Origin of the sequence: Paenibacillus tundrae (genome assembly GCF_036884255.1) — a bacterium.
Classification (GTDB): domain Bacteria; phylum Bacillota; class Bacilli; order Paenibacillales; family Paenibacillaceae; genus Paenibacillus.
The window spans coordinates 6,352,987-6,373,733 of the sequence record NZ_CP145605.1 but is presented as its reverse complement, the minus strand read 5'-3'; the positions used below and the strand labels follow the sequence as shown (position 1 = coordinate 6,373,733).

19 protein-coding genes are annotated in these 20,747 nt (G+C 45.1%); 12 read left to right on the top strand and 7 right to left on the bottom strand.

All coding sequences use genetic code 11. The features are described from left to right. The first annotated feature begins 99 nt into the window (after positions 1-99). The 3 genes from V6W81_RS28480 to V6W81_RS28470 are packed head-to-tail and all read left to right on the top strand — an operon-like array spanning position 100 to position 2,047. Positions 100-480: a GntR family transcriptional regulator gene (locus V6W81_RS28480; RefSeq protein ID WP_338541116.1), complete on the top strand. Its 381-nt coding sequence runs from the start codon at positions 100-102 to the stop codon at positions 478-480. Then, on the top strand, positions 477-1,352 hold the full coding sequence (locus V6W81_RS28475) for an ABC transporter ATP-binding protein (RefSeq protein ID WP_338541115.1): 876 nt from the start codon (positions 477-479) through the stop codon (positions 1,350-1,352). Before V6W81_RS28480 ends, V6W81_RS28475 begins: the two co-directional genes overlap by 4 nt. Beyond that, positions 1,349-2,047, top strand: a complete 699-nt coding sequence (locus V6W81_RS28470; RefSeq protein ID WP_338541114.1) for a hypothetical protein — start codon at positions 1,349-1,351, stop codon at positions 2,045-2,047. The genes V6W81_RS28475 and V6W81_RS28470 overlap by 4 nt, the downstream gene beginning before the upstream one ends. Positions 2,048-2,210: 163 nt before the next feature. Here the strand turns inward: V6W81_RS28470 and V6W81_RS28465 are convergent, their stop codons facing one another. The 3 genes from V6W81_RS28465 to V6W81_RS28455 form a co-directional block, all read right to left on the bottom strand. Continuing rightward, positions 2,211-2,726 (bottom strand): hypothetical protein, encoded by a 516-nt coding sequence (locus tag V6W81_RS28465; RefSeq protein WP_338541113.1) that lies wholly within the window; start codon positions 2,724-2,726, stop codon positions 2,211-2,213. Between the two features lie 115 nt (positions 2,727-2,841). Beyond that, positions 2,842-3,627, bottom strand: coding sequence for an isocitrate lyase/PEP mutase family protein (locus V6W81_RS28460; protein WP_338541112.1), 786 nt, complete (start codon positions 3,625-3,627; stop codon positions 2,842-2,844). Between the two features lie 39 nt (positions 3,628-3,666). After that, positions 3,667-4,719: a bifunctional transcriptional activator/DNA repair enzyme AdaA gene (locus tag V6W81_RS28455; RefSeq protein ID WP_056703152.1), complete on the bottom strand. Its 1,053-nt coding sequence runs from the start codon at positions 4,717-4,719 to the stop codon at positions 3,667-3,669. Positions 4,720-5,172: 453 nt separating this feature from the next. Here V6W81_RS28455 and yneA point away from each other — a divergent pair, with 453 nt between their 5' ends. Continuing rightward, the gene (gene yneA / locus V6W81_RS28450; RefSeq protein ID WP_338541111.1) at positions 5,173-5,553 is read left to right on the top strand and encodes a cell division suppressor protein YneA; all 381 of its coding nucleotides are present in this window, start codon (positions 5,173-5,175) and stop codon (positions 5,551-5,553) included. Between the two features lie 240 nt (positions 5,554-5,793). Then, complete coding sequence (locus V6W81_RS28445; RefSeq protein WP_338541110.1) at positions 5,794-6,372, top strand: hypothetical protein; 579 nt, start codon at positions 5,794-5,796, stop codon at positions 6,370-6,372. Positions 6,373-6,549: 177 nt separating this feature from the next. On the opposite strand, the gene V6W81_RS28440 is transcribed toward V6W81_RS28445, so the two are convergent. Further along, the gene (locus V6W81_RS28440) at positions 6,550-7,467 is read right to left on the bottom strand and encodes a phosphatidate cytidylyltransferase (protein WP_338541109.1); all 918 of its coding nucleotides are present in this window, start codon (positions 7,465-7,467) and stop codon (positions 6,550-6,552) included. A 96-nt stretch (positions 7,468-7,563) separates the two neighbouring features. Between V6W81_RS28440 and V6W81_RS28435 the strand changes: the two genes are divergently transcribed. The 3 genes from V6W81_RS28435 (at position 7,564) to V6W81_RS28425 (ending at position 10,850) form a co-directional block, all read left to right on the top strand. Then, positions 7,564-8,127, top strand: coding sequence for a hypothetical protein (locus V6W81_RS28435; RefSeq protein ID WP_338541108.1), 564 nt, complete (start codon positions 7,564-7,566; stop codon positions 8,125-8,127). A gap of 218 nt (positions 8,128-8,345) precedes the next feature. Continuing rightward, positions 8,346-9,641: a GntP family permease gene (locus V6W81_RS28430; RefSeq protein WP_338541107.1), complete on the top strand. Its 1,296-nt coding sequence runs from the start codon at positions 8,346-8,348 to the stop codon at positions 9,639-9,641. A gap of 48 nt (positions 9,642-9,689) precedes the next feature. Next, the gene (locus V6W81_RS28425; protein WP_338541106.1) at positions 9,690-10,850 is read left to right on the top strand and encodes a glycerate kinase; all 1,161 of its coding nucleotides are present in this window, start codon (positions 9,690-9,692) and stop codon (positions 10,848-10,850) included. Between the two features lie 96 nt (positions 10,851-10,946). On the opposite strand, the gene V6W81_RS28420 is transcribed toward V6W81_RS28425, so the two are convergent. Beyond that, positions 10,947-11,993 carry a CdaR family transcriptional regulator gene (locus V6W81_RS28420; RefSeq protein WP_338541105.1) on the bottom strand — a complete coding sequence of 349 codons (1,047 nt, stop codon included), beginning with the start codon at positions 11,991-11,993 and terminating at the stop codon, positions 10,947-10,949. Positions 11,994-12,165: 172 nt separating this feature from the next. Then, positions 12,166-12,537, bottom strand: coding sequence for a winged helix-turn-helix transcriptional regulator (locus V6W81_RS28415; protein WP_145044919.1), 372 nt, complete (start codon positions 12,535-12,537; stop codon positions 12,166-12,168). A 266-nt stretch (positions 12,538-12,803) separates the two neighbouring features. On the opposite strand from V6W81_RS28415, the gene V6W81_RS28410 reads away from it, so the two are divergent. Both V6W81_RS28410 and V6W81_RS28405 read left to right on the top strand, forming a co-directional pair. After that, complete coding sequence (locus tag V6W81_RS28410) at positions 12,804-13,541, top strand: SDR family oxidoreductase (protein ID WP_338541104.1); 738 nt, start codon at positions 12,804-12,806, stop codon at positions 13,539-13,541. 121 nt (positions 13,542-13,662) lie between these two features. Then, positions 13,663-17,688, top strand: coding sequence for an S-layer homology domain-containing protein (locus V6W81_RS28405; protein WP_338541103.1), 4,026 nt, complete (start codon positions 13,663-13,665; stop codon positions 17,686-17,688). A gap of 438 nt (positions 17,689-18,126) precedes the next feature. On the opposite strand, the gene V6W81_RS28400 is transcribed toward V6W81_RS28405, so the two are convergent. Further along, positions 18,127-18,687 carry a GbsR/MarR family transcriptional regulator gene (locus V6W81_RS28400; RefSeq protein WP_397349416.1) on the bottom strand — a complete coding sequence of 187 codons (561 nt, stop codon included), beginning with the start codon at positions 18,685-18,687 and terminating at the stop codon, positions 18,127-18,129. 199 nt (positions 18,688-18,886) lie between these two features. Here V6W81_RS28400 and V6W81_RS28395 point away from each other — a divergent pair, with 199 nt between their 5' ends. Continuing rightward, positions 18,887-19,762: a carbohydrate ABC transporter permease gene (locus V6W81_RS28395; protein ID WP_338541102.1), complete on the top strand. Its 876-nt coding sequence runs from the start codon at positions 18,887-18,889 to the stop codon at positions 19,760-19,762. Between the two features lie 89 nt (positions 19,763-19,851). Beyond that, positions 19,852-20,667: a carbohydrate ABC transporter permease gene (locus V6W81_RS28390; RefSeq protein WP_430701405.1), complete on the top strand. Its 816-nt coding sequence runs from the start codon at positions 19,852-19,854 to the stop codon at positions 20,665-20,667. Positions 20,668-20,747: the final 80 nt, after the last annotated feature.

Genomic DNA, 20,747 nt, shown 5'->3' with positions numbered 1-20,747 from the left:
TACATGAGTAACTAACCAATTAACTAACCAACCAACTGAATGACTAACTAACACATCAGACACAGACTACTATCATTAAATAACGAAAGTTGGATCTGCATGAAATCGACTTTGGATGAATCACAGCCTATTTTCCATCAGATTGCGATGATGATTATGGATGATATTGTAGAGGGTCGACTACGGGTGGAAGAGCAGGTTCCGTCCACCAATGAACTTTCACGGTTTTACAATATCAACCCAGCCACAGCGCGAAAGGGACTACAATCGCTAGTGGACAAAGGCATTATTTACAAACAGCGGGGAGTAGGCATGTTCGTAGCGAAGGGAGCGCGAGATATGTTGCTAATGGAACGAAAGGAACATTTTTACGAAGAGTATATTAGACCACTGCTGGAGGAAGCACGGAGAATTCATATGAATGATGATATGATTATTGACTTGATTAAGGGCAAGCAAGATAAGGAGGATGAGTCATGATCCAATTAGAACAGGTTAGCTACAGCTATCAACAGACCACCGTACTCAAAAATCTGAATTTACATGAAACGGAGCCTGTCATCAGCGGGTTATGGGGAAGGAATGGTGCTGGTAAAACAACACTAATGAGTTTGATTGCGGGTCATAATCGTCCTGCAAGCGGCACAATTCGTGTAATGGGGCAGAACCCATACAACAACCTAAAGGTGCAGGATCAGCTATGTTATATCCAAGAATCGCATCCACTCGGCAAAAGTTGGACCGTGCGGGATCTGGTTCGATTCGGACAGTACTTTCACTCTAGTTGGGATCAGGATTTGGCGGAACGGCTTATTGAGATGTTTGAACTACCTACTAAAAAGAAAATTGCCACCTTTTCCAAAGGTATGAATTCTGCGGCACAGATGATATTGGGACTCGCTAGTAATGCCGATGTTACCATATTGGATGAACCGACGAACGGATTGGATGCGGAGAAACGCAAGTATTTTTACCGCGCATTATTGGACAGCTATGAAGATCACCCGCGATTAATTCTCGTGTCCAGCCACCATATTGAAGAGATTCAGCCATTGTGTGAGTCCCTTATTGTACTTCATGATGGGGAGATCCTCATGCACCAACAGATGGAGGAAGTACGCGAACAGGGAATTCTTCTAACAGGGTCAATTCAAGATGTTCGTGAGGTGGTACAACATGCTAAAGTGTTAGAATCTTCTGAACTTGGCTCAACGTTGAAAGTGATGATCGATGCCCCTTACTCTGCCGAGTGGAAGGAAATTGCTCGTGATCATCGTCTTTCCATTGAGAAAGCTACACTACAAGATTATCTCATAAACATTACACGGAAGTCGGAGAGGGTGAGAGGATGAATGCAATTCGTGGAACACATCGACTGATTCTGGATGATATGCGTTGGTTTCTTAAATTGTTTACGTTAATAACTTCGTTGCTGGTTCTAGCTTATGTCGCAGTAGGACTTATATTTGATGTGAGTTTCCCAGCAGCGGCCTTTGGCCCTATGTATGGGGGGATATGCGGATTTGCTGTTTCAGGGATGGTTGCTATATTTCCTGTCGCCATTGGGCTAGGCAGCACAAGAACTCAGTTTATGAAGTCGTTCTATCTGAACTCAGCAGGCATGGTTATTGGAGGGATTACTGTCCTGAACGTGATTTATGTTCTGATGCATTTACTCCATGCGAGCGGAATACTGGGTGTGACATTGTATCAGCCAGGTCAGTTGTATACGAGTGCGTACGAATGGTACTCCTATTATTGGGTCGATCTCATGCTGGGATTCTTCATACTGGGTATTTCTGCGTTCATTACGGTTAGTTGGATACGTTTGGGCTTCCGAAACTTCTTCATCGTATTCTTCACCATTGCGCTTGGACTCACGTTATATATTACCCTGTCTGATCTAAGTGGACTGATTCGTTGGATTGTGGAAACGAACAGTGTCCTGCTATTCACTCTCTTAGGTGCAATCGGTGGTTGTCTGCTACTATCCACTTACCCTATGATGAAACATGTGCCCCTTGTACGAAAAGGTAGCAAAGACTAATGATAAGCTGGTGAAAGACCTGAAGGGAAAGACGTTTCCCACGCAACGAACCCAAAAAGTAGGCAATAGTGAAATAAAAACGTAGAAATCCATAGTGATCAGAAAAACACGAGGGAGCATATGCTCCCTCGTGTTTGTTTGAGTACATTTGTTTTATTTTAATTTAAGCCTGAGCTTGCGGTTTGAATCCTTCCTCATGAAGGTATTCGCCAGCTTCACTGCGTGATTCATAAGCCATCTCTAAATCATGACCGGCATACACACACCACATGTCATTATCATATTTTAACGTGAGCGTTTGTCCTTCTTCATTGATCCAGACTCCGCCGCCTGACGAGAGTGTAACTGGAGCAGATTCTTTTGAAGCTGGGGCTCTCTCAACCACTTCAACTGCTTCTGGATTATAAGACATCGCTTGGATTGTTGCATCCAGTAATGTGCGCAGATCCGCTTCGGAGTAATCACGAATATTGACGAACCCTTTGGCATCCGTCTCGTAGTTTGGCAGCAGCCCTGCATAGATATAACCATTACCGTTCGGGTGAATATGAAGTGCTACAATCTTCTTCTCATAGGCGCTGTCCTCGTAGTGGAAATTTACACGCCCCAGCGAAACATTTTTGCGCTGTAGCTGAGGATACGATTCTAGAATTTCAAGCTTTTGTTCAACGTTAAGCATATATGCCTCCTGTTACTTGTTAGGTAGAGGGATTATACCACAGGTGAAGGTTGTAAACATCTTCTGCTCATGAGGAGAATGCCAGCATTACGAGCAATCCTTTTCATTATGATCCTTATGACCCCATTATAATACGTTGCCCGAGCGCTTTCAGGTGTTCCATCACTTGCAGATAAGGATACGGCCCATAGCTGATTCGTGCTACACCTAGTGCAGCCAGTTGTCTGGGTGAAGGCTCCGGGGAAGTGACCATCACGTTGACGGGAAGCGGTGATTGTTCACACAGTTCCATAATCCATTGTGACTGCTGTAATCCTGGAACGAATAGACCGCTAGCCCCTGCTTCCGCATATGCGTGGGATCGTCTGATGGCTTCATTCAGTAACGCTTCATTATGCTGCTCTGGAGCCTGCTTTAGAAATAAATCTGTGCGTGCATTGATAAAAAGAGGAATGCCTGCCTGCTCTGCAGCTTCTCGAGCGGCAGATAACCTCAAACATTGCTCTGTGACCGTGTACAGACCTTCGCCAGTAGGAAGCTGATCCTCGATATTAATGCCTACTGCACCATGATCCATGATTTGCGCTACATTCTGCTTCACTTCTGACGCAGACCTGCCATACCCTCCCTCTATATCGATGGTTACGGGCAAATCTACGCTTTTTGTAATGCGTGCGAGGTTAGCAAGTACCAGCTGGAACGGCAGAGCTTCTCCATCCTGCTCACCGTGGGCTGCGGCAACAGACCAGCTGCCGGTAGCAATAGCTACGGCTCCTGTAGATTGAATGGTCTGTGCACTTCCAGCATCCCATACATTCACCAGTACAAGTGGGTTCCCCTTCTCGTGGTATTGATGAAATTGCTCAGCTTTATCTCTGATTGTGCGCTTGTTGGCGTTCATCTTGGTTTACTCCTTTATATACGAAATGCGCTGCTGAATTTACTGTAACGACCTCTGTTTCTCGTGTTGGAGCAGCCAGTTTTTGCGAGTGATTCCCCCGCCGTATCCGCCAAGTTCACCACTTGTATTAATAACTCGATGACAGGGAATGACGATCGCCAGTTGATTCGCCCCATTGGCTTGAGCTACAGCGCGGCAAGCCGTCGGTTTACCCAGAGCGATTGCAATCTCTTGATATGAGCGTGTCTCCCCTGCTGGAATCAAAGATAATTGCTCCCATACCTTCTTTTGAAATGGTGTTCCTAAATAGAACAACGGTGTGTCGAACGTTGTCAGTGTTCCGTCGAAATATTGTTCAAGTTCTTGCTCAATGGATTGAATGGGCGGAGTCATGCCAGGTACAATCGCTGACTTGGTTCGAATCCGTAGGCGTTCTACCTCGCGTTCAAGCCCACGGCGATCAATAAATTCAAGCAAATATAGTTGCTTCTCATCAGCTACAGCCATCATGGGGCCAAGACGGGTGTCAATCCAGGACGCTTTGAGCACTTGGCCATCATTTACATGGGTTGGGGCAGCACCCATAATGCGTGAGAACGCATCCCGGAAGCCGCTACTGGATTCGTACCCTGTAGATAACTGGCTATCAATGACGGTATGACCTGAACGGATATTTTTAAGTGCAAGTCCCATACGGCGAGCACGAGCATACTCCACAAAAGTCATGCCAAAGCGCTTTTTGAACTGACGCCTCGCCGTTGATTCATCAATAGATAGGTCTTTGAAATCCTGCTCTTTCCAACGTTTCTCCGGATTATTCTCAACAGCCTCAACTAGAAGGCGTACAACGTCTGATACGTGATTGGGATGGGATAGCGGACGACAGCGCTGGCAAGGTCGGAATGAAGCGAGTAAGGCCTGCTGAGCGGTCTCATAGAACTCGCAGTTTTCGAATTTTGGCTTTCGAGCTGGACAAGTTGGGCGGCAGAATACACCTGTTGTTTTGACTCCAACATAGAACAGTCCTTCATACTCTGAGTCTTTGGCAAGAAGGGCTTGATAATATTGTTCTTTCAGATCATCAGCAATCATGGGCACACGTCCTTACGTTTATGAGAATGGATCATCGAACTACATGCTCCTAGTATAAAAAAATCTTACCTACATTATCGCCGAAAATCAGGCATGAATTTTTTATTTTTTTTTAGCTATTTCCGTCGAAATAATGCGTAAATGATAGATTTATGCATATTTATATAGAAATCTGCCGATGTTGTTCAGAATTTGTTTAGAATGGAGTGGTATAATGTACCTACCTACAGGGATTAGTATAGGTCTATGATACCTACTTACACATATAGGTGAGAGGGAGTACTGACCCTTGAACAAGTGCAAAATAATAAACGGGTTACGCATTTGTAGGCGTGATGACTGAAGACATCGGAGATAGACAAATTGCGCGATTGTTGTTTGAAGGTCCAGGGGGGATCATCATGCGCTCGTTACATATAGGAATAGGAGCCAGGTTCGGAGGTTGACGAATTGATGAGACATTCTACGTATCAGAGCATTTATAAACCGGTGAGTCCAGCATCGGTCCAATGGAGTACGGGCGAGCTTAGAAAAAAAATGCTTCAACTTAAGGCACGACCGTTGTTATTGAAAATTGCCATCATCTCTCTTATTGTGATTATTGGTTGTAGTACGATGTTGACTGCATTTGCAGGCGGAGAGGAAGACCTGCTTTCGGGGAAAAAGGTCATTGTTTCCCAAGGGGATACACTATGGAATCTTTCCGTAGAGTATAAGCCGCAACAAATGGATACGCGGGTATTCGTAGAAGTTTTGAAAAAAATAAATAAGCTATCTTCTAACTCTATTCAAGCGGGGCAGGTCTTAATATTGCCTCAATATGATGACAAGTAAAACATATGGCGTTGTGAATAGCCCATGTGTGTAGCCGCCTCAATGTCTGCTACGCCGAAGATAATGCAACTAATACGAGCCTAAATATCTTAAATGATATTTAGGCTTTTTTTATGTCCACGAATAGGGATTACATAATATGGAGCTTCATGAGGAAGGATAACGTGTATTAGTTATTGAGGTGGTTCAATAAATGAATACTTTTTTGAACACGTACTTATCGACGACAGGAGGGATTCAATGATGAAGATAACATGGATGAGATCGACACGTTGGATATTTGCGTTAATATGCATTATGGTGCTAACGAGTGCATGCGGTGCTCGTAATAATAATGAATCCGTACAGGAGCATGCTTATCCGCAGTCGAAGGAGCCTATAGCCGAAGCAGGGCCTGATTCTATTCCTAATGCGGATGCGAAGCAGGATAATGGATCGTATTCTGCGCAATCTGAATCCTCAGCAGATGCTGGAGATGGAATTGTGATCGACATCGATCAATCGGACAAGCTTACAGAAGCAAAGAGCTTCCGCTACTCAGTAAAAGATGTGCCAGAAGGTTACGCGTTATCTGAACTGCGGTGGACGTCCAATCAGATCACAATCATTAATTCAGTACAAGAAGCAACTCAGCATGAAGCAGACGAGAATCAAGCAGACGGCAAAAAGGAAGGTTTCTACATCAAGGATAATGGTCAGCTCATGGAATTCAAATATACGGATGAAATGAAGGGTGAACGTGGTAAAGTAACGTTGGTTTATACGAATGAAGCTGGACAAGAGGTTCTGGCCGAGCAGGAAGTTAAGCTGAAGAAATAGACAGTATTTCTGGACTCGCCCGCTTGAAATGGCATGAGCCTAAACGAATGTAATATGCTAGAAATGCAGCACCTCCAAATTCATCAACCTATGTTCAGAAGGTTTGATTAGCTTGGAGGTGTGATTTGTTTTTGGATTAAATAGAGCCTTAAATCTAGAATCTAGAATATAAGATTGCTACATAAAATCGAAGAAATAGCGCACAACATGGAACATGACGGGTGATGTGTAGGTAAGGCTGTCGACCCTGCTTAGGTAACTTTTTTTGAGTTCATCAAACTTGTTGTCGTCCCCAATCAGCAGATCCCGCTTCAATACGGATACGGTCAGACTGCCAAAGAAACCTGCGAGGCTGATCAGCACCCCGATGAACAGGGCGAATCCTGCATCAAACGGCGTAAGGTACGGATGGATGAAGTAAGAGGCTACTGTTGTGATGACCAAGGAACAAGCAAATCCTTCCCATGTCAAAAACGGATTAGCCGTAGGCACCACTTTTCGTTTGCCGAGATAGAGAGAGACCACATAATGGATGACATCATTAAGCTGAGTTAGTACTACTAAGAACAATACCAGCTTCGACCCATATTCAGGTGTAGCGAAGGGGAAGTAAGCAAGGTGACTGAGTCCGAACACCATGAGCATTAGTCCCCACTGCGTGGAACTCACGCTGCGCAGGAAGCCTACCGTTCCTTTATTAATTAAGCGTGGGAGAGGCAGCACTAAGAATACATACAACGGAATGAAAATGATGAACATCCCATACCATCCAATATAGATCCAGTAGAACTGAGCGGGAACCGCTAGATATGCCCATAGGAACAACCTGCGGTCTGCTTTGCGTGTACTGCGGATCATTGAGAAGTACTCCTTGAGTGCGAAGAATGCAAGCACCATAAGGGAGAGCAGGGAAACGATAGGGTTAAAGAGTGTAGCAAGGCAGAAGATAACGAGCATGCCCCACCAGGTTTTGATTTTGTTGCCGATGCCCGAATAGTCTTTGTCCGGCTGTAGCTTGGCGATGATTTTGTACACGATATGTATGACGAGTAATGCAATGAATATTAAGGTTAGTGTGAATAGTGAACTGCTCACCGAAGGATCACCTGCTTATCTAAAATAAGATTCCATAAAAGGGTACCTATGTTATTATGAAGGAATAGTGACCACTTGATAAGGGGAAATTTTGTTATGACCGATCAACGCTCCATCTATATCCTGCTCACGAATACAGGAACCTTGTTTACCAAAGTCATTCAGAGTTACACCAAAGCACCCTATAATCATGCCTCGATCTCGTTTAACCGGGAATTATCCGAGCTATACAGCTTCGGTCGTAAACATCCAAGTAATCCACTGAACGGTGGGTTTGTGAAGGAAGATATCCAGACAGGTACATACAGCAAGTATCCGAACACGACATGTGTGATTTACGAGCTTCAGGTGACAGAACGTGAAGTTGAAAAAATGAAACGTGTGCTACATATCTTCATTCGTAGCCGCCAGAAATATATGTACAACCTGCTTGGCGTCATTGGCATTACGCTGAAGGAGCCTGTCGAGTTTAGCAACTCCTACTTTTGTTCACAGTTTGTAGCAGAAATATTACAGCGATCCGGAATCAAGCTGTGGAACAAGCTGCCTGCCTTGGTGACCCCGGATGATTTTCGCCAAAGTGAACGACTAGCGCTTGTATATGAGGGGAAGTTGAGTGAGTACAGACCGGGAAACAACGATCAGGACGTGGGAAAATAATATGAGATGAAATAGCCTGCTGCCATGGATTTCTGGCTAACAGGCTGTTTGTGTAACATGGCGTATTCTGTAGTTTGAATCGGGAGATCTGTTATCCGTTATCCAACATATGCATTGTGCAAATGAACAATGAATTTCGTCTGTTCATCAATATATCTTTGCTACTCCAGCATCTATAATGAAAGCGTGTTCAACAAGTGCATGGGGGGCAATGGACAATGGAACCTTTAACAATTAGCTGGATCGGCGCACTGGCAGGACTTGCTATAGCGATCATACTGATTCTGAAGAAACTGAATCCAGTCTATTCTTTATTTTTGGGAGCAATTGTAGGCGCTTTAATTGGCGGAGCGAATTTAGAGCAGACCGTAAATATACTCGTCAATGGTACACAAAGTGTCATGGGCACCGTCCTACGTGTACTAGCTGCAGGTGTGCTTGCAGGAGTCATGATGGAGTCAGGCGCAGCCGAGACCATAGCGCAGGCTATTGTACGTAAGTTTGGTGGGAGTAAAGCCATTCTCGCCTTGGCTCTGGCAACGATGATCATTACTGCGGTTGGCGTATTTATTCCTGTTGCTGTTCTAATCGTAGCGCCGATTGCGCTATCTGTAGGTAATAAAATGGGCATCTCCAAGCTTGCGCTGCTACTGGCCTTATCCGGCGGTGGTAAAGCGGGGAATATCATCTCTCCGAACCCGAATACGATTGCGGCTGCACGAGGGTTCGAGCTGGATCTGAGCAACGTGATGTTGGCTGGAGTGATTCCAGCCATCTGCGGATTAATTGTAACCGTTATCGTAGCTTCGATGCTCAAAGGCAAAGGTGTAATGGTTTCTGACCAGGAAGCAGAGCAAGGAGAGGTGGATACTTCTCAATATCCACCACTGAAGAAAGCGATTGTGGCACCGTTGGTAGCGATTATTTTGCTCATGATCAATCCGATCGGTTCAATTACTGGCATTGCGGCACTGTCTACGTTCAAAGTTGACGCAATGTATATTCTCCCGATTGCGGGAATCATCGGTATGCTGGCTATGGGACAGAGCAAAAGCATTGTGAAGTATACAACTTCGGGACTTAACAAAATGACGGCTACAGTACTCATTCTGGTGGGTGCCGGGGGGATTGCAGGACTTATCTCCGCATCGGATCTATCGGGTCAAGTTGTGAGTCTAATAGAAGCATCAGGTATATCCGGTACATTCCTGGCACCAATCGCAGGTATTCTGATGGCAGCGGCAACAGCATCAACCTCGACAGGTGTTATTCTCGCAACGGGTTCATTCGGAGATGCAATTTTGAACATGGGGACAGCTCCACTCGCTGCGGCTGTGATGGTTCACACGGGAGCAACGGTCATCGATTCCCTGCCTCAGGGTAACTATTTTCATGTGTCTGCTGACAGTATGAAGATGACAATTCGACAGCGGATGGGTGTCATACCTTACGAAGCGATAGTTGGTGGCACGATGGCGATTGTGGCTACGTTACTATATGGATTTATCCTTTAAGAGATTGTTTACCAAACACGCTTTAATCATATGGATGGGGTGAGAGTAATGGGAGAAAAGAGAGAAAATACATTTGTACTGGCACCGGACTCATTCAAGGAAAGCATGACAGCCAAAGAAGTCTGTGTTGCGATGGAAAACGGATTGCGCAAAATTTACCCAACAGCACGGTATATCCATGTACCCATGGCTGACGGGGGTGAAGGGACGGTGCAATCGCTTGTGGATGCTTCTGGTGGCGCTATTCATTATCAAGAGGTACAAGGCCCATTGGGACAGAACGTCATGGCACAGTATGGCATTCTTGGAGATGGAACAACAGCAGCGATTGAGATGGCATCCGCGAGCGGGATTCATCTTGTAACCTCAGAGACACGTGATCCACTTCGCACAACGACGTACGGAACAGGAGAACTGATTCGGAAATGTCTCGATCAAGGCATTCGTAAAGTTATTATCGGGATTGGCGGCAGTGCCACTAACGATGGGGGGACGGGTATGGCCGAGGCGCTTGGTGCCAAATTTCTGGATGTCCAGGGTAATTCGCTTGAACGTGGTGGCGGTTCACTTAACCGATTAGCACATATTGACGTGTCTGGCTTAGATCCACGTCTCCAGGAAGTGGAGTTCATCGTTGCCTGCGATGTGACGAATCCACTCTGTGGTGAACACGGCGCCTCACGGGTATTTGGCCCACAGAAAGGTGCTACGCCGGAAATGGTGCAGCTATTGGATGCAAACCTGTCTCATTATGCAGATGTAGTGAAACAACAACTGCAGAAGGATATTCGAGATGTACCAGGTGCGGGTGCAGCAGGGGGGTTGGGAGCAGGGCTACTAATTTTCACGCAAGCTACATTACGCAAAGGTATTGAGATCGTGATTGAATACACAGGTTTGCGTGAAAAACTAGTTCATGCAGATATCGTATTTACAGGCGAAGGCGGCATTGACTTTCAAACGAAGTTTGGCAAAACGCCTTACGGCGTGGCTCAAGCAGCCAAAGAATCCGGAAAACCAGTTATTGCTGTCGCAGGTTATGTAGGTGAAGGGATCGAGACGCTATACACAGAGGGAATTGATGCCGTGTTTGGCATTGTGCCAGGAGCAGCGGATCTGAATAAACTCTTGGAGGAAGGCTCAGCGAATGTGGAGCGTACCATGGAGAACATTGCACGGGTGTTGAAGCTTGGTCTTCTACCGTCCTAGAATGGGATAATAACAGAATAAAGATCAGAAGAGACGGATGGGAATTCGAAGCCTGCATGATGGGGCATTTTGCATCCGTCTTTTGGTTGTCTCAAATTATCGATAAAATGCGAGTAACCCGTGAGTAAGCTCAATAAGTTCGAGCCAGTTACGTGGGTCTTTACCCGTAATAGACTGTATGCGTTTGAGCCGATATTGTAGCGTGTTGCGATGGATGTTAAGGTCGTCCGCTGTCGTTGTCATGCTACCACTATGATGGATAAAGCTACGTAGCGTTTCAAGTAGATCGGCAGTGTCCTCCAGCTTACTGACAATGTTGGAGTTATTGGTTAAGTTGGCAGCACTAAAGCGTACTAGAAACTGCACATCATCGTACCGTGTTAGTGGGGAGGCGGGGCGAAGTGCCATTAGGATGTCCATGGCGGATTTTGCCTGCTCATAACAGCGTGCGATGTTGGCTTCTCGCCTACTAATGGAGATGAGGGCTTGAGGTTGATCCTGCTGAAATTGCTGAATGAACACATCCACCTCTGATTCATTCTGAATAAGCACCAACTGCGCATCCCCTGCATCCTCAAGTGTGAACCAAGAGTGAGGCAGCAATGTTCTATAGGATTCCGAGTTAAACGGAGAGGCCTCCCCTTGGAATTGAATATATATAAGAATTGTTGGTAATTGCAGATCAATATGATATTGCAGCGCTTCTTTCCGCATTTTCTGTGAATAAGAGCCAGAATGATTAAGGAGTCGTTCCAAAAAGGCCTTTTTGCGTGAAGCCTCATGAGCTAGGTTCTCCAGTTGATTACGTTGTTCAATAAGAAGGGATACGGTAGTGCGCACGATGTTACTGAATGGACGGACTTCATCCGGATGTCCTGATATGCCGATTACACCCAACAGCTCATTGGCGATGATAATAGGTTCGTTCGTACCCATTTTCTCTAACCTGCCATCTTGCCACACTTCAACCATGGTTCTTGTAGTTAATGCTCGAACAGCTCCCTGATGAATTGAACCTACACGTTCACGCTGTCCACTACCAATAATAATTCCTTGTTCATTCATAATATTGATGTTGTACGGGATGTCCTGCATCATTTTATCGACGATATCCTGTGCCTGCTTCTCCGAAAGCTGTAACATATCCGTTCCTCCTTCATCAGGTAATCCATCAGTGCATTATGTATGGCCTCTAATGTCTATTCAGCCCTATTTATAATTGTGCAACTGAACGAAATTATAGACGATGGATAGGGCTTACACAAGCGAGAGGGTTTGGAAAGGAGATATATCACGGCTCATCCTGTTCTTCTAATCACTGTTCGTTTATAAAGGACTCCATGACCTTCGTGTCTCTGTTTGCACGCAAATAATCAAGATGTGACTTTCCCCAACCACACATGCCATCCAGAAGAGTCCCTATGGTCTGTCCGTGTTCGGATAGGCTGTACTCTACCTTAGGAGGAACATCACCATAGAGCGTGCGAACAATAATCTGATCTTGTTCTAGCTCCCGCAGCTGTTTGGTTAATGTCCCCTGGGTAACGTCGGGAATCATCCGTCGTAGTTCACCGAAACGTTTAGTGCCTTCCTTCAGCAAAATAAACAAGATGAGCGGTTTCCATTTCCCATTAATGGTCTCCAGTGTGGTCATTACCCCTTGTAAACGTGGCTCTTGTAAATCCATAGTATTCACCTCGACTTATATATATATGTTATTCTATCATACTTGATTTCTGCATTTGAGATGCAATAAACCTGTCCAAGGATAGTACATGTTCCCAAGGATCGGTTTTTAGTTCACACCAGATGAGCTGACGATGTTCGATCCATGGTATGAAATTTCGTACTTAGTATGATTGAATTGCGTACTATTCAACATCCTTCATTTCATGAATAATGGACAATCATTGGTGCATACCAGCAAAAATGATGTGAAGGGGTAGATGAGGAATGATTCAATATACATTGCAAAACCAACGTGTCGTTATTATTGGGGGAAGCTCGGGCATTGGGCTTGCAACAGCGCTGAAGGCAGCGGAGGCAGGGGCGCATGTCGTTATTGCCGGAAGATCAGCCTCCAGACTGGAAGAAGCAAAGGAGCAGATTGCGGGTGCGGCTAGTGCGTCCGGCAATCGGACTGTCGAAGGTTATGTGTTGGACAATCAGGATGAGGAGCAACTGAAGTTATTTTTCAAACAGGTGGGCGAGTTCGACCATCTCTTCACTCCCGGAGCTGTATATACCCGTGGGTCACTGAGTTCAGATCGGGAGACGGCTGAAAGTTGTTTTAAGGGAAAGTTCTGGCCTCAGTATTTTGCCGCTAAATACGCTGCTTCACATTTGTCTTCTTCTGGATCAATAACGTTAATGTCTGGTGGATTCAGTCAGCGGCCTTTGGAAGGGGGCGCCTCTTATGCCGCTTGTAATGGAGCCATCGAGAGTTTGGGGAAAGCACTTGCTGTTGAGCTTGCGCCGGTACGGGTAAACGTCGTTTCTCCGGGAACGATCTGGCGGGAAGGGCAAGAAGGCACCCCGCGAGGAGATCACTTCAAGGACTATGAGAAGCTCGCATTACTCCAGCGTGTAGGACGGAATGATGAAATTGCGCATACCGTTACCTATCTGATGACTAACACGTTCACGACAGGCAGTACACTATTTGTCGATGGTGGGTATACGCTAATCTGATAGGGGAGATTCGATCTATTATAGATCGGGTCTTATTTTCTTTGGACATCCTCCGTGTTCAGAATCGGTCCAGAGCGTTTTACTACAATAACAGTAACACGTACTTAGGAGGACAGAATACATGTTATTCAAGCGGTTTATCAGTTTAATGTTGGTTGTAGTTATGTTGGTGCCACTCATAAATGTGGGGGGCGTAGCCAGTGCAGATGGGTTAACGCCTCGTGAGCGTCTTAATGAGCAGAGGAATGATTATTTCGTAAACAATTATCCAAGTATAATCTCAACTGTGCAGAGTATTTTGGAGGAGCCGGGGTTCATTAATCTACCAGATGACTATAGCTCATTAACCGATAGTCAGAAATTAGAGATTGCCGAAGGCGTAATTAATCTCATCTCACCTAATGTCCAGTATTCGGAAGATGGCCAGGTAGAATATATCTTTAACCTGATCTACCATTTGGCTAAACTTACGAAACAAGCGGATGCAAGTACATTTCAGCAAACAGTAACTTCCTTATATGAACTGTTGGGAGATGTGGATACATACTTCCTGAATATTAGTGATCAGGATTTGAACCAACTTCGTAATGCGAGCAGTTCGTACAGCTTGCTTAGCGGTGTAGATCGAGCACTGCTTGTCAACACAGCGTACTTTAAGTACGCAAGAACAAACTTCGGTAATTCTGTCTCGTATGGAACCAAGCTAAGCTTTATGACGACGCAAATAGCGCTTTTTAATGGCGTTAACGGTACAAGTGTTAGTTCTGCCTTAAACCAACTTTATAGCGTATATACGGCTACTCAAGATTATATTCAGCATCAAGATAGCAACTTTCCTCCATTTGTACTTAATTTGAGTAAAATGTCCGAGATTGTTCATGATAGCGAACTTGGTGAATTGGCGGATTGGATCATTGATAACAGACCAGAGAATGGATACGTAGACATTGCTCAGGTGCAATCCGCATTCGACTCATTCTTCGCAGATGCACCATGGTTAGATCAGTATAATGAATTCAAAAAGACCGCTAGAAGGACTAATCCAGAGGATATCCAGAAAGCAATAGCGTTCTTTAGTGATGAGCAGTTCGGAGTTTCACCTGATTTTAAATCTCTGTCTGCTGAAGACCAGCAGGCGGTAGCCGATTATTTGTTAAAGAATGATCCGCCTACTGCTGCTGGATATACAAGTCAAGGACAAGTTCAGATTATGGTGGAAGTAGCTATGCGGGCACTTGATGTGGTGCACCAGATCGGAGGGCCAACTGCCAAGACTGCGCTTGATGCGTTCTATACGAAACAAGCAGAACGTGTGAATTACTTTAATGATGCCGTCGAAAGAGAAGAATTCTATCGTCTCGTTCATGTATATCTCACTTCCTCTGATCTAGAGAAACGAATGACAGCTTATCGATTCGAACTGAGGCTCACGACAAGCCCGACAATTAGTCGTGTAATGGGGGAAACGGAATCTGCAGTGGAGTTGACCCCATATCTTAATCGGGTTGAGACGAAAGCAGATATGAAAGATAAAATCGAGAAAATTGCTTATATACAGAGCGAGGTCGAAACATACAATACCAATAATCCGACCAAACCGATGGAGAATTTCCCGCTAGATTTCAGTGAATTCAATAAGCTAACTGGTACGGATAAAAATGAATTAGCCATGCATATGTTGGAGAAACGCCCGAATGGAGGATATCTAACCTATGCAGATATTCAATATGCTTTTGATCAATATTTGAATCCGGATATTGATAATGGTAATGAATATAATCTGCGTGATGTGAATTATGCAAGAGAGGACGAAGATACAGATGATATGATCATGGCTATAGAACATCTGGAAGATATCACTTTGCCTCAGGAATATTCTAACTTCACGCCAGAATTAAAAAAATATGTAGCTAAATTCTTGATCTATCAAGTAGGGGAAGACTATGAAACAGAGTCACAAGTTCAATATATGATTGAACTGGCTGTGCAGGCACAATTAGTCTGGGAGCAAAAGGAACTGAGTGTTCTTCAGAATAAACTAGATATTTTAGCCCAATCCTTGTCCGATGGTCTTGAGCACTTTAATGATCGCAAGACAGAGGATCTGCATAAAATCGGGCAGCGTTATCTTGATCTCGGCCAAGTGAACAAACCTGTACTTGCATATACGTTTTTGCATTTATTGGTGAAGGAACGGTTGGAAGGAACATCAGCAGGGGACATTCCTAACCCTGAGTTCATTCTTGAACTTCTCTCTGCACCGTTCGAACCAATCGAGAAGGCTGACACGGTAGAGAAGATGGATCTATGGCTTGATAAAACGATGCAAGATCAGTTGAGTGGTGAACAATTTTTCCATGGCAAAAAGATCGACTTCTCAGGTTCACTTAATCTATCCAAAAGAGCTGATCTTAGCAATGAAGGCAAAAAGGAACTGGCGGAATGGGTTCTGGAGCATAAAGAGGACGGATATGAGAGTGCTTCGCACTTGCAATATGTCATTGACCAATTCTTCACCGCTCCTAATGTAACCGGGGATAACACAGCTAAAAAACTGATTGGCCTAGACTCCACTATGGAAATTTCCTTCGATGGGGGTTTGAACTGGCTTGATCTAGAATTAATTCAGCGTTTGGATCTTAATCGAAACGTGACAGTGCTGGTTCGTTATAAAGCGATCAGTGATGAGATGCCAGGACGTGCGCTGAAGTTTGTCTTTACAGCGAAAGATTCAGATGGTGGTAACACAACAACACCGACACCGACTAATCCTTCAACACCTAGCCCGTCCACGCCGACATCGTCTGCTGGAGCGCCAAGTACAACACCTGCTCCATCTACGAAACAGGAACAGATTGTTGTCGATGTCAATGGTGTTAACGGCACGAACTTGACCAAGACACCGATTACTCGTACAACTGAAACGAATGGTGTAATCAAAGATTTGGTGAAGATGAGTGAAGCGATTGCGAAGGAATCGGTAGAAAAAGCGAAACAGTTTGGCACAGACACAGCACGTATTGTCATTCCAGATGCCCAAGACGCTGTGTCCGAGACAAGGATTGAGCTGCCAAAAGCAGCCGTTAAGCAACTGAATGATGGTGCGCTTAAACTTGAAATTTCTACAGGCAATGTCGTGATATCAGTTCCAACGAGTTCGATTGCTGGGTTCGATCAAGACTTGTACTTCCGCGTTGTTCCATTGAAACTGGAATCGGAGCGTAAGGAAGTAGAAGAGCGTGCGAAGAAGGAACGGTTGATTCAGGAGATTGCTCCTAATACAAATGTACGTGTACTCGCCCGTCCAGTTGAAATTGAAACCAATATGCAAAGCAGAGAAGTTACGTTGACCTTACCACTGCGTAATAGTTTGCCAACCGACCCGGCTGCACGTCAGCAAGCATTGGACAACCTGGCGATCTACATCGAACACAGTGACGGTACTAAAGAATTGATTCAAGGTAAACTGGTGAAACTCACAGATAATAGTGAAGGCATTGAGTTCACTGTAACCAAGTTCAGTACGTTCACACTTGTCGTAGTGGATGGCTTGAAAGCTTCGCAAAGTTCACAGCTTCCATACATTCAAGGCTTTGGGGCAGACTTCCGTCCAGAAGCGTTGGTAACACGTGCGCAAATGGCGGCTATGCTGGCTCGCAACCTGACTGATGAAGCAGGATCAAGCTCTGCTGCTAGTGTGAACTACACGGATGTATCTGCAACGCACTGGGCAACCAGTGAGATTCAGAAAGCTCAATCCGCAGGCATGATGAACGGGTTGAGCACTACACAATTTGCGCCGGAAGGCTCCATTACCCGTGCACAGATGGCAACGATTGCGTATCGTTGGATGCAGCAACAAGCAAATCCAGTAACAGGTATTGAGGCAGAAGCTACGTTCACGGATGTATCAGCAGACCTGTGGGCATCGGATGCGATTGCTTATGTTCAGTCTGCAGGCTTGATGATTGGTTACAGCGATGGTTCGTTTAAGCCGAATAACAAGCTTTCACGTGCTGAAGCCGTGAAGGTTCTGAATGTGCTGTTCAATCGCACACCACGAACTGGAGTGGTGACGCCTTCGTTCAGCGATGTACCAGCAACACACTGGGCATATGCAGACATTGAAGCGGCAGCGCAAAAATAATATTTTCACAGGTCAACAGGTGATAGGATCGTAGGAGAATATAATAGATAAGAAAAGAGCTGTTCCAATGCCATACAGTGGCTAGGGACAGCTCTTTTTGAGTTGTCGTGTAACTCCATAATGATTCGTCAAGTCATCTGATTCCGATGCTTTCCAATTTAACGAACCGAGGAGACGCTATTCATAGCAAATTCCACAAACTAAATATCTAACGAATCATAGCGACGTTATTCCACGATAAAGTAGAAGATTTGGCTGCTTTTGAAGCATTCTTTTACAAATAACTTCGCTCAGGTTCGTTATAATTGGTATCCCAGCATTATTGGTCATATAAGACTTGTTAGGTTCGTTAGCGCCTCGCCCATTCAATTCGTGAAGCTCAACAGAGAGTTGGCTAGCTACTCTTCATCGGGAATTTCGGACGTTATCGTAAGGTATTCATTCCTGAGCAGAGTTTGGATAGAAGCTACCCTCTTGCAATTGATTTACGAATCCCTGAAGCCAAATATAGTATTGCTCCGCATGTTGAAGTTTGTGCAGGTCACGTAGTGCCTCATTTCGGTCTTCTGGTGAGGTATGCTCCGAAAGGATGATCGCCGATAGATCAGGAATGACTGCTCGGATGCTTTCTAACATTACATCCACTTCGCGCTGTAGCTTTGATCCGAAGAAGTTCTGAAAGGTGCGATAGAAATCCGTTTCAGCCAGGTACTGATCCTGACGATCCTTCTTCTCCTCCAGCTTATATATCATCTGTGACTCCGTAAGTGAACGAACAGCGTAGCTCATATTACTTTTACTCATGTTCATAGAGGTCTTCATCTCTTCAAGTGTCATAGGTCGATCCTCAAAATACATAACCCCATACAATTTGCCAAACGTATGATTAACCCCATACAGATCCATCGTGTTGGCGATGGCGTCGATGACCTTCTCCCTTAGCTCATACCGATCGGGCAATGAAGATTGATTCGGATTCCCGGTAGATTCTTTCACCACAATGTCACCTCAAGTTTATGATAGCGTTCCCACTAGCTTCTTCATATTTTACATGACCCGTCCCATTTTTAACATAACCCTGAAATAGATTTTTCAATACGAGTGTACAATCATTTTTGTACAGAATAAATAAACAATGGTTTCATGCCAAACTTTTCTAAAAGATTAAAGAAAAATTGAACATAAGGAGTTGGGGGAATTGCGATTAAAGCTATGGAGGGAGTCTGAAGCGGTATTCTTCACGTTGCCGGCTCTAATTCCGTTGCTGGTTTTCTGGCTAGGGCCTCTCGGATATATCGTTTATCTCAGTTTCACCGATTGGGACTTCATGAGCCCAGACAAGTTATTCGTTGGTTTAGACAATTACAGCTATCTGCTGACCAACTCTGAATTCTATCAATCCTTGAAGGTTACGTTGTTATTCGGGTTAGGAAGTGTCATTCCAACCATCGTTGGTGGATTAGCACTGGCAATGCTTATGAATAGCAAGATCAAATCAACCGGAGTTTTCCGGACACTACTCTTCTCGCCATGGGTAACGCCAACGGTTGCTGTATCCATCGCATGGTCTTGGATCTTCGAGCCAGAGGTAGGGCTTGCTAATCTTATGCTGGGCTGGGCGGGAGTATCTCCCATTGGATGGCTGCGTGACGCAAACTGGGCACTGGTTGCCGTGCTGATTGTTACCCTGTGGAAGTCGATTGGCTGGGCAATGGTATTCTATCTGGTTGCACTGCGCAACTTGCCATCTGATCTGCTCGAAGCGGCTTCCATTGACGGGGCAGGTAGTTGGGATAAGTTCCGAAGTATTACACTGCCGCTGATCTCACCAACGACGTTCTTTCTCTCCATTATTCTGACGATTCAGTCTCTTCAGGCTTACGACCAGATTAACGTCATGACGCAGGGTGGGCCGGCGGGATCGACGAGAACGTTGCTGTATATGTATTACCAATCTGCATTTGAATCCTTCAATGTAGGTGAGGCTTCATCCATCGCCGTTGTAATTATTCTGATCTGCGTACTGCTCTCAGGAGTATCCTTCCTGCTCGGCAGACGTTTGGTGCACTACTAATGACAATGACGATGCCTAACAAGAAGACTCAGAAGTGGATGAAGCGCAAGGAGATGCAGAATGTGTCCGTAAAACTGAAAATAAGTAAAATGATTCGCTATCTGTTATTAGCAATGATTGCACTAGGTACAGCCTTTCCTTTCTATTGGATGGTCATTAGCGGATTCAAAACGAATGATGAGATCTGGCAATTTCCGCCGACCTTCTGGCCGGAAACATTCCTGTGGAGCAATTACGTGGATGCGTGGAATGCCGCACCGTTTGCTCGTTACATTTTGAACAGTACTGGGGTAGCCTTGGCGATCTGTCTATTCCAGATCGTTAACTCCAGTATGATGGCATATGCGCTGACTCATATGAAATTCCGCCTCAAAGGTACACTGACATCCTTAATTCTGGTGGGTTACATGATCCCGAGTACAGCTGTGTATCTACCGAGTTACATGGTGCTTAGCGAGCTTAACTTGCTGGACTCCTACACAGGCTTGATTGTATCCAACTGTGTGAGTGTGTTCTCGATTTTCCTAATCCGCCAAGCGTTCATGCAGGTATCTCATGAATTGGTAGAAGCCGGACAGCTGGATGGTGCATCACATTTCCGAATCTTATGGACAATTATCGCGCCACTGGTTCGATTAAGCTTCGCCGTAATGGTACTGATTACGTTCATCGAACAGTACAACAATTATTTCTGGCCGATGCTGATCACCAAAGACCCTGATCTGCAGCTAGTATCGGCTGGTCTGAGAAGCTTCTTCGTCGAAGGCGGGGCATATGGACTGGCGTGGCCGCAAATTATGGCTGCGAGTGCCTTCACCATCGCACCACTCCTTGTTCTCTTCTTATTCACCCAGAAAACGATCATGCAGAGTGTCAACATGACGGCGGGTGTGAACAAGAACTGATACGAATCACCGAACATCCTGCATCACCTAGATACACGTTATCAATCGTACTAACCACATTTCACCTAAACGGGAGGAAC

Bases quoted from the DNA above. Each gene is read 5' to 3' on its own strand.
- V6W81_RS28480 (WP_338541116.1), top strand. From the start codon at position 100: ATGAAATCGACTTTGGATGAATCACAGCCTATTTTCCATCAGATTGCG.
- V6W81_RS28475 (WP_338541115.1), top strand. From the start codon at position 477: ATGATCCAATTAGAACAGGTTAGCTACAGCTATCAACAGACCACCGTA.
- V6W81_RS28470 (WP_338541114.1), top strand. From the start codon at position 1,349: ATGAATGCAATTCGTGGAACACATCGACTGATTCTGGATGATATGCGT.
- V6W81_RS28465 (WP_338541113.1), bottom strand. From the start codon at position 2,726: ATGCTTAACGTTGAACAAAAGCTTGAAATTCTAGAATCGTATCCTCAG.
- V6W81_RS28460 (WP_338541112.1), bottom strand. From the start codon at position 3,627: ATGAACGCCAACAAGCGCACAATCAGAGATAAAGCTGAGCAATTTCAT.
- V6W81_RS28455 (WP_056703152.1), bottom strand. From the start codon at position 4,719: ATGATTGCTGATGATCTGAAAGAACAATATTATCAAGCCCTTCTTGCC.
- yneA (WP_338541111.1), top strand. From the start codon at position 5,173: ATGAGACATTCTACGTATCAGAGCATTTATAAACCGGTGAGTCCAGCA.
- V6W81_RS28445 (WP_338541110.1), top strand. From the start codon at position 5,794: ATGATGAAGATAACATGGATGAGATCGACACGTTGGATATTTGCGTTA.
- V6W81_RS28435 (WP_338541108.1), top strand. From the start codon at position 7,564: ATGACCGATCAACGCTCCATCTATATCCTGCTCACGAATACAGGAACC.
- V6W81_RS28430 (WP_338541107.1), top strand. From the start codon at position 8,346: ATGGAACCTTTAACAATTAGCTGGATCGGCGCACTGGCAGGACTTGCT.
- V6W81_RS28425 (WP_338541106.1), top strand. From the start codon at position 9,690: ATGGGAGAAAAGAGAGAAAATACATTTGTACTGGCACCGGACTCATTC.
- V6W81_RS28420 (WP_338541105.1), bottom strand. From the start codon at position 11,993: ATGTTACAGCTTTCGGAGAAGCAGGCACAGGATATCGTCGATAAAATG.
- V6W81_RS28415 (WP_145044919.1), bottom strand. From the start codon at position 12,537: ATGGATTTACAAGAGCCACGTTTACAAGGGGTAATGACCACACTGGAG.
- V6W81_RS28410 (WP_338541104.1), top strand. From the start codon at position 12,804: ATGATTCAATATACATTGCAAAACCAACGTGTCGTTATTATTGGGGGA.
- V6W81_RS28405 (WP_338541103.1), top strand. From the start codon at position 13,663: ATGTTATTCAAGCGGTTTATCAGTTTAATGTTGGTTGTAGTTATGTTG.
- V6W81_RS28390 (WP_430701405.1), top strand. From the start codon at position 19,852: ATGATTCGCTATCTGTTATTAGCAATGATTGCACTAGGTACAGCCTTT.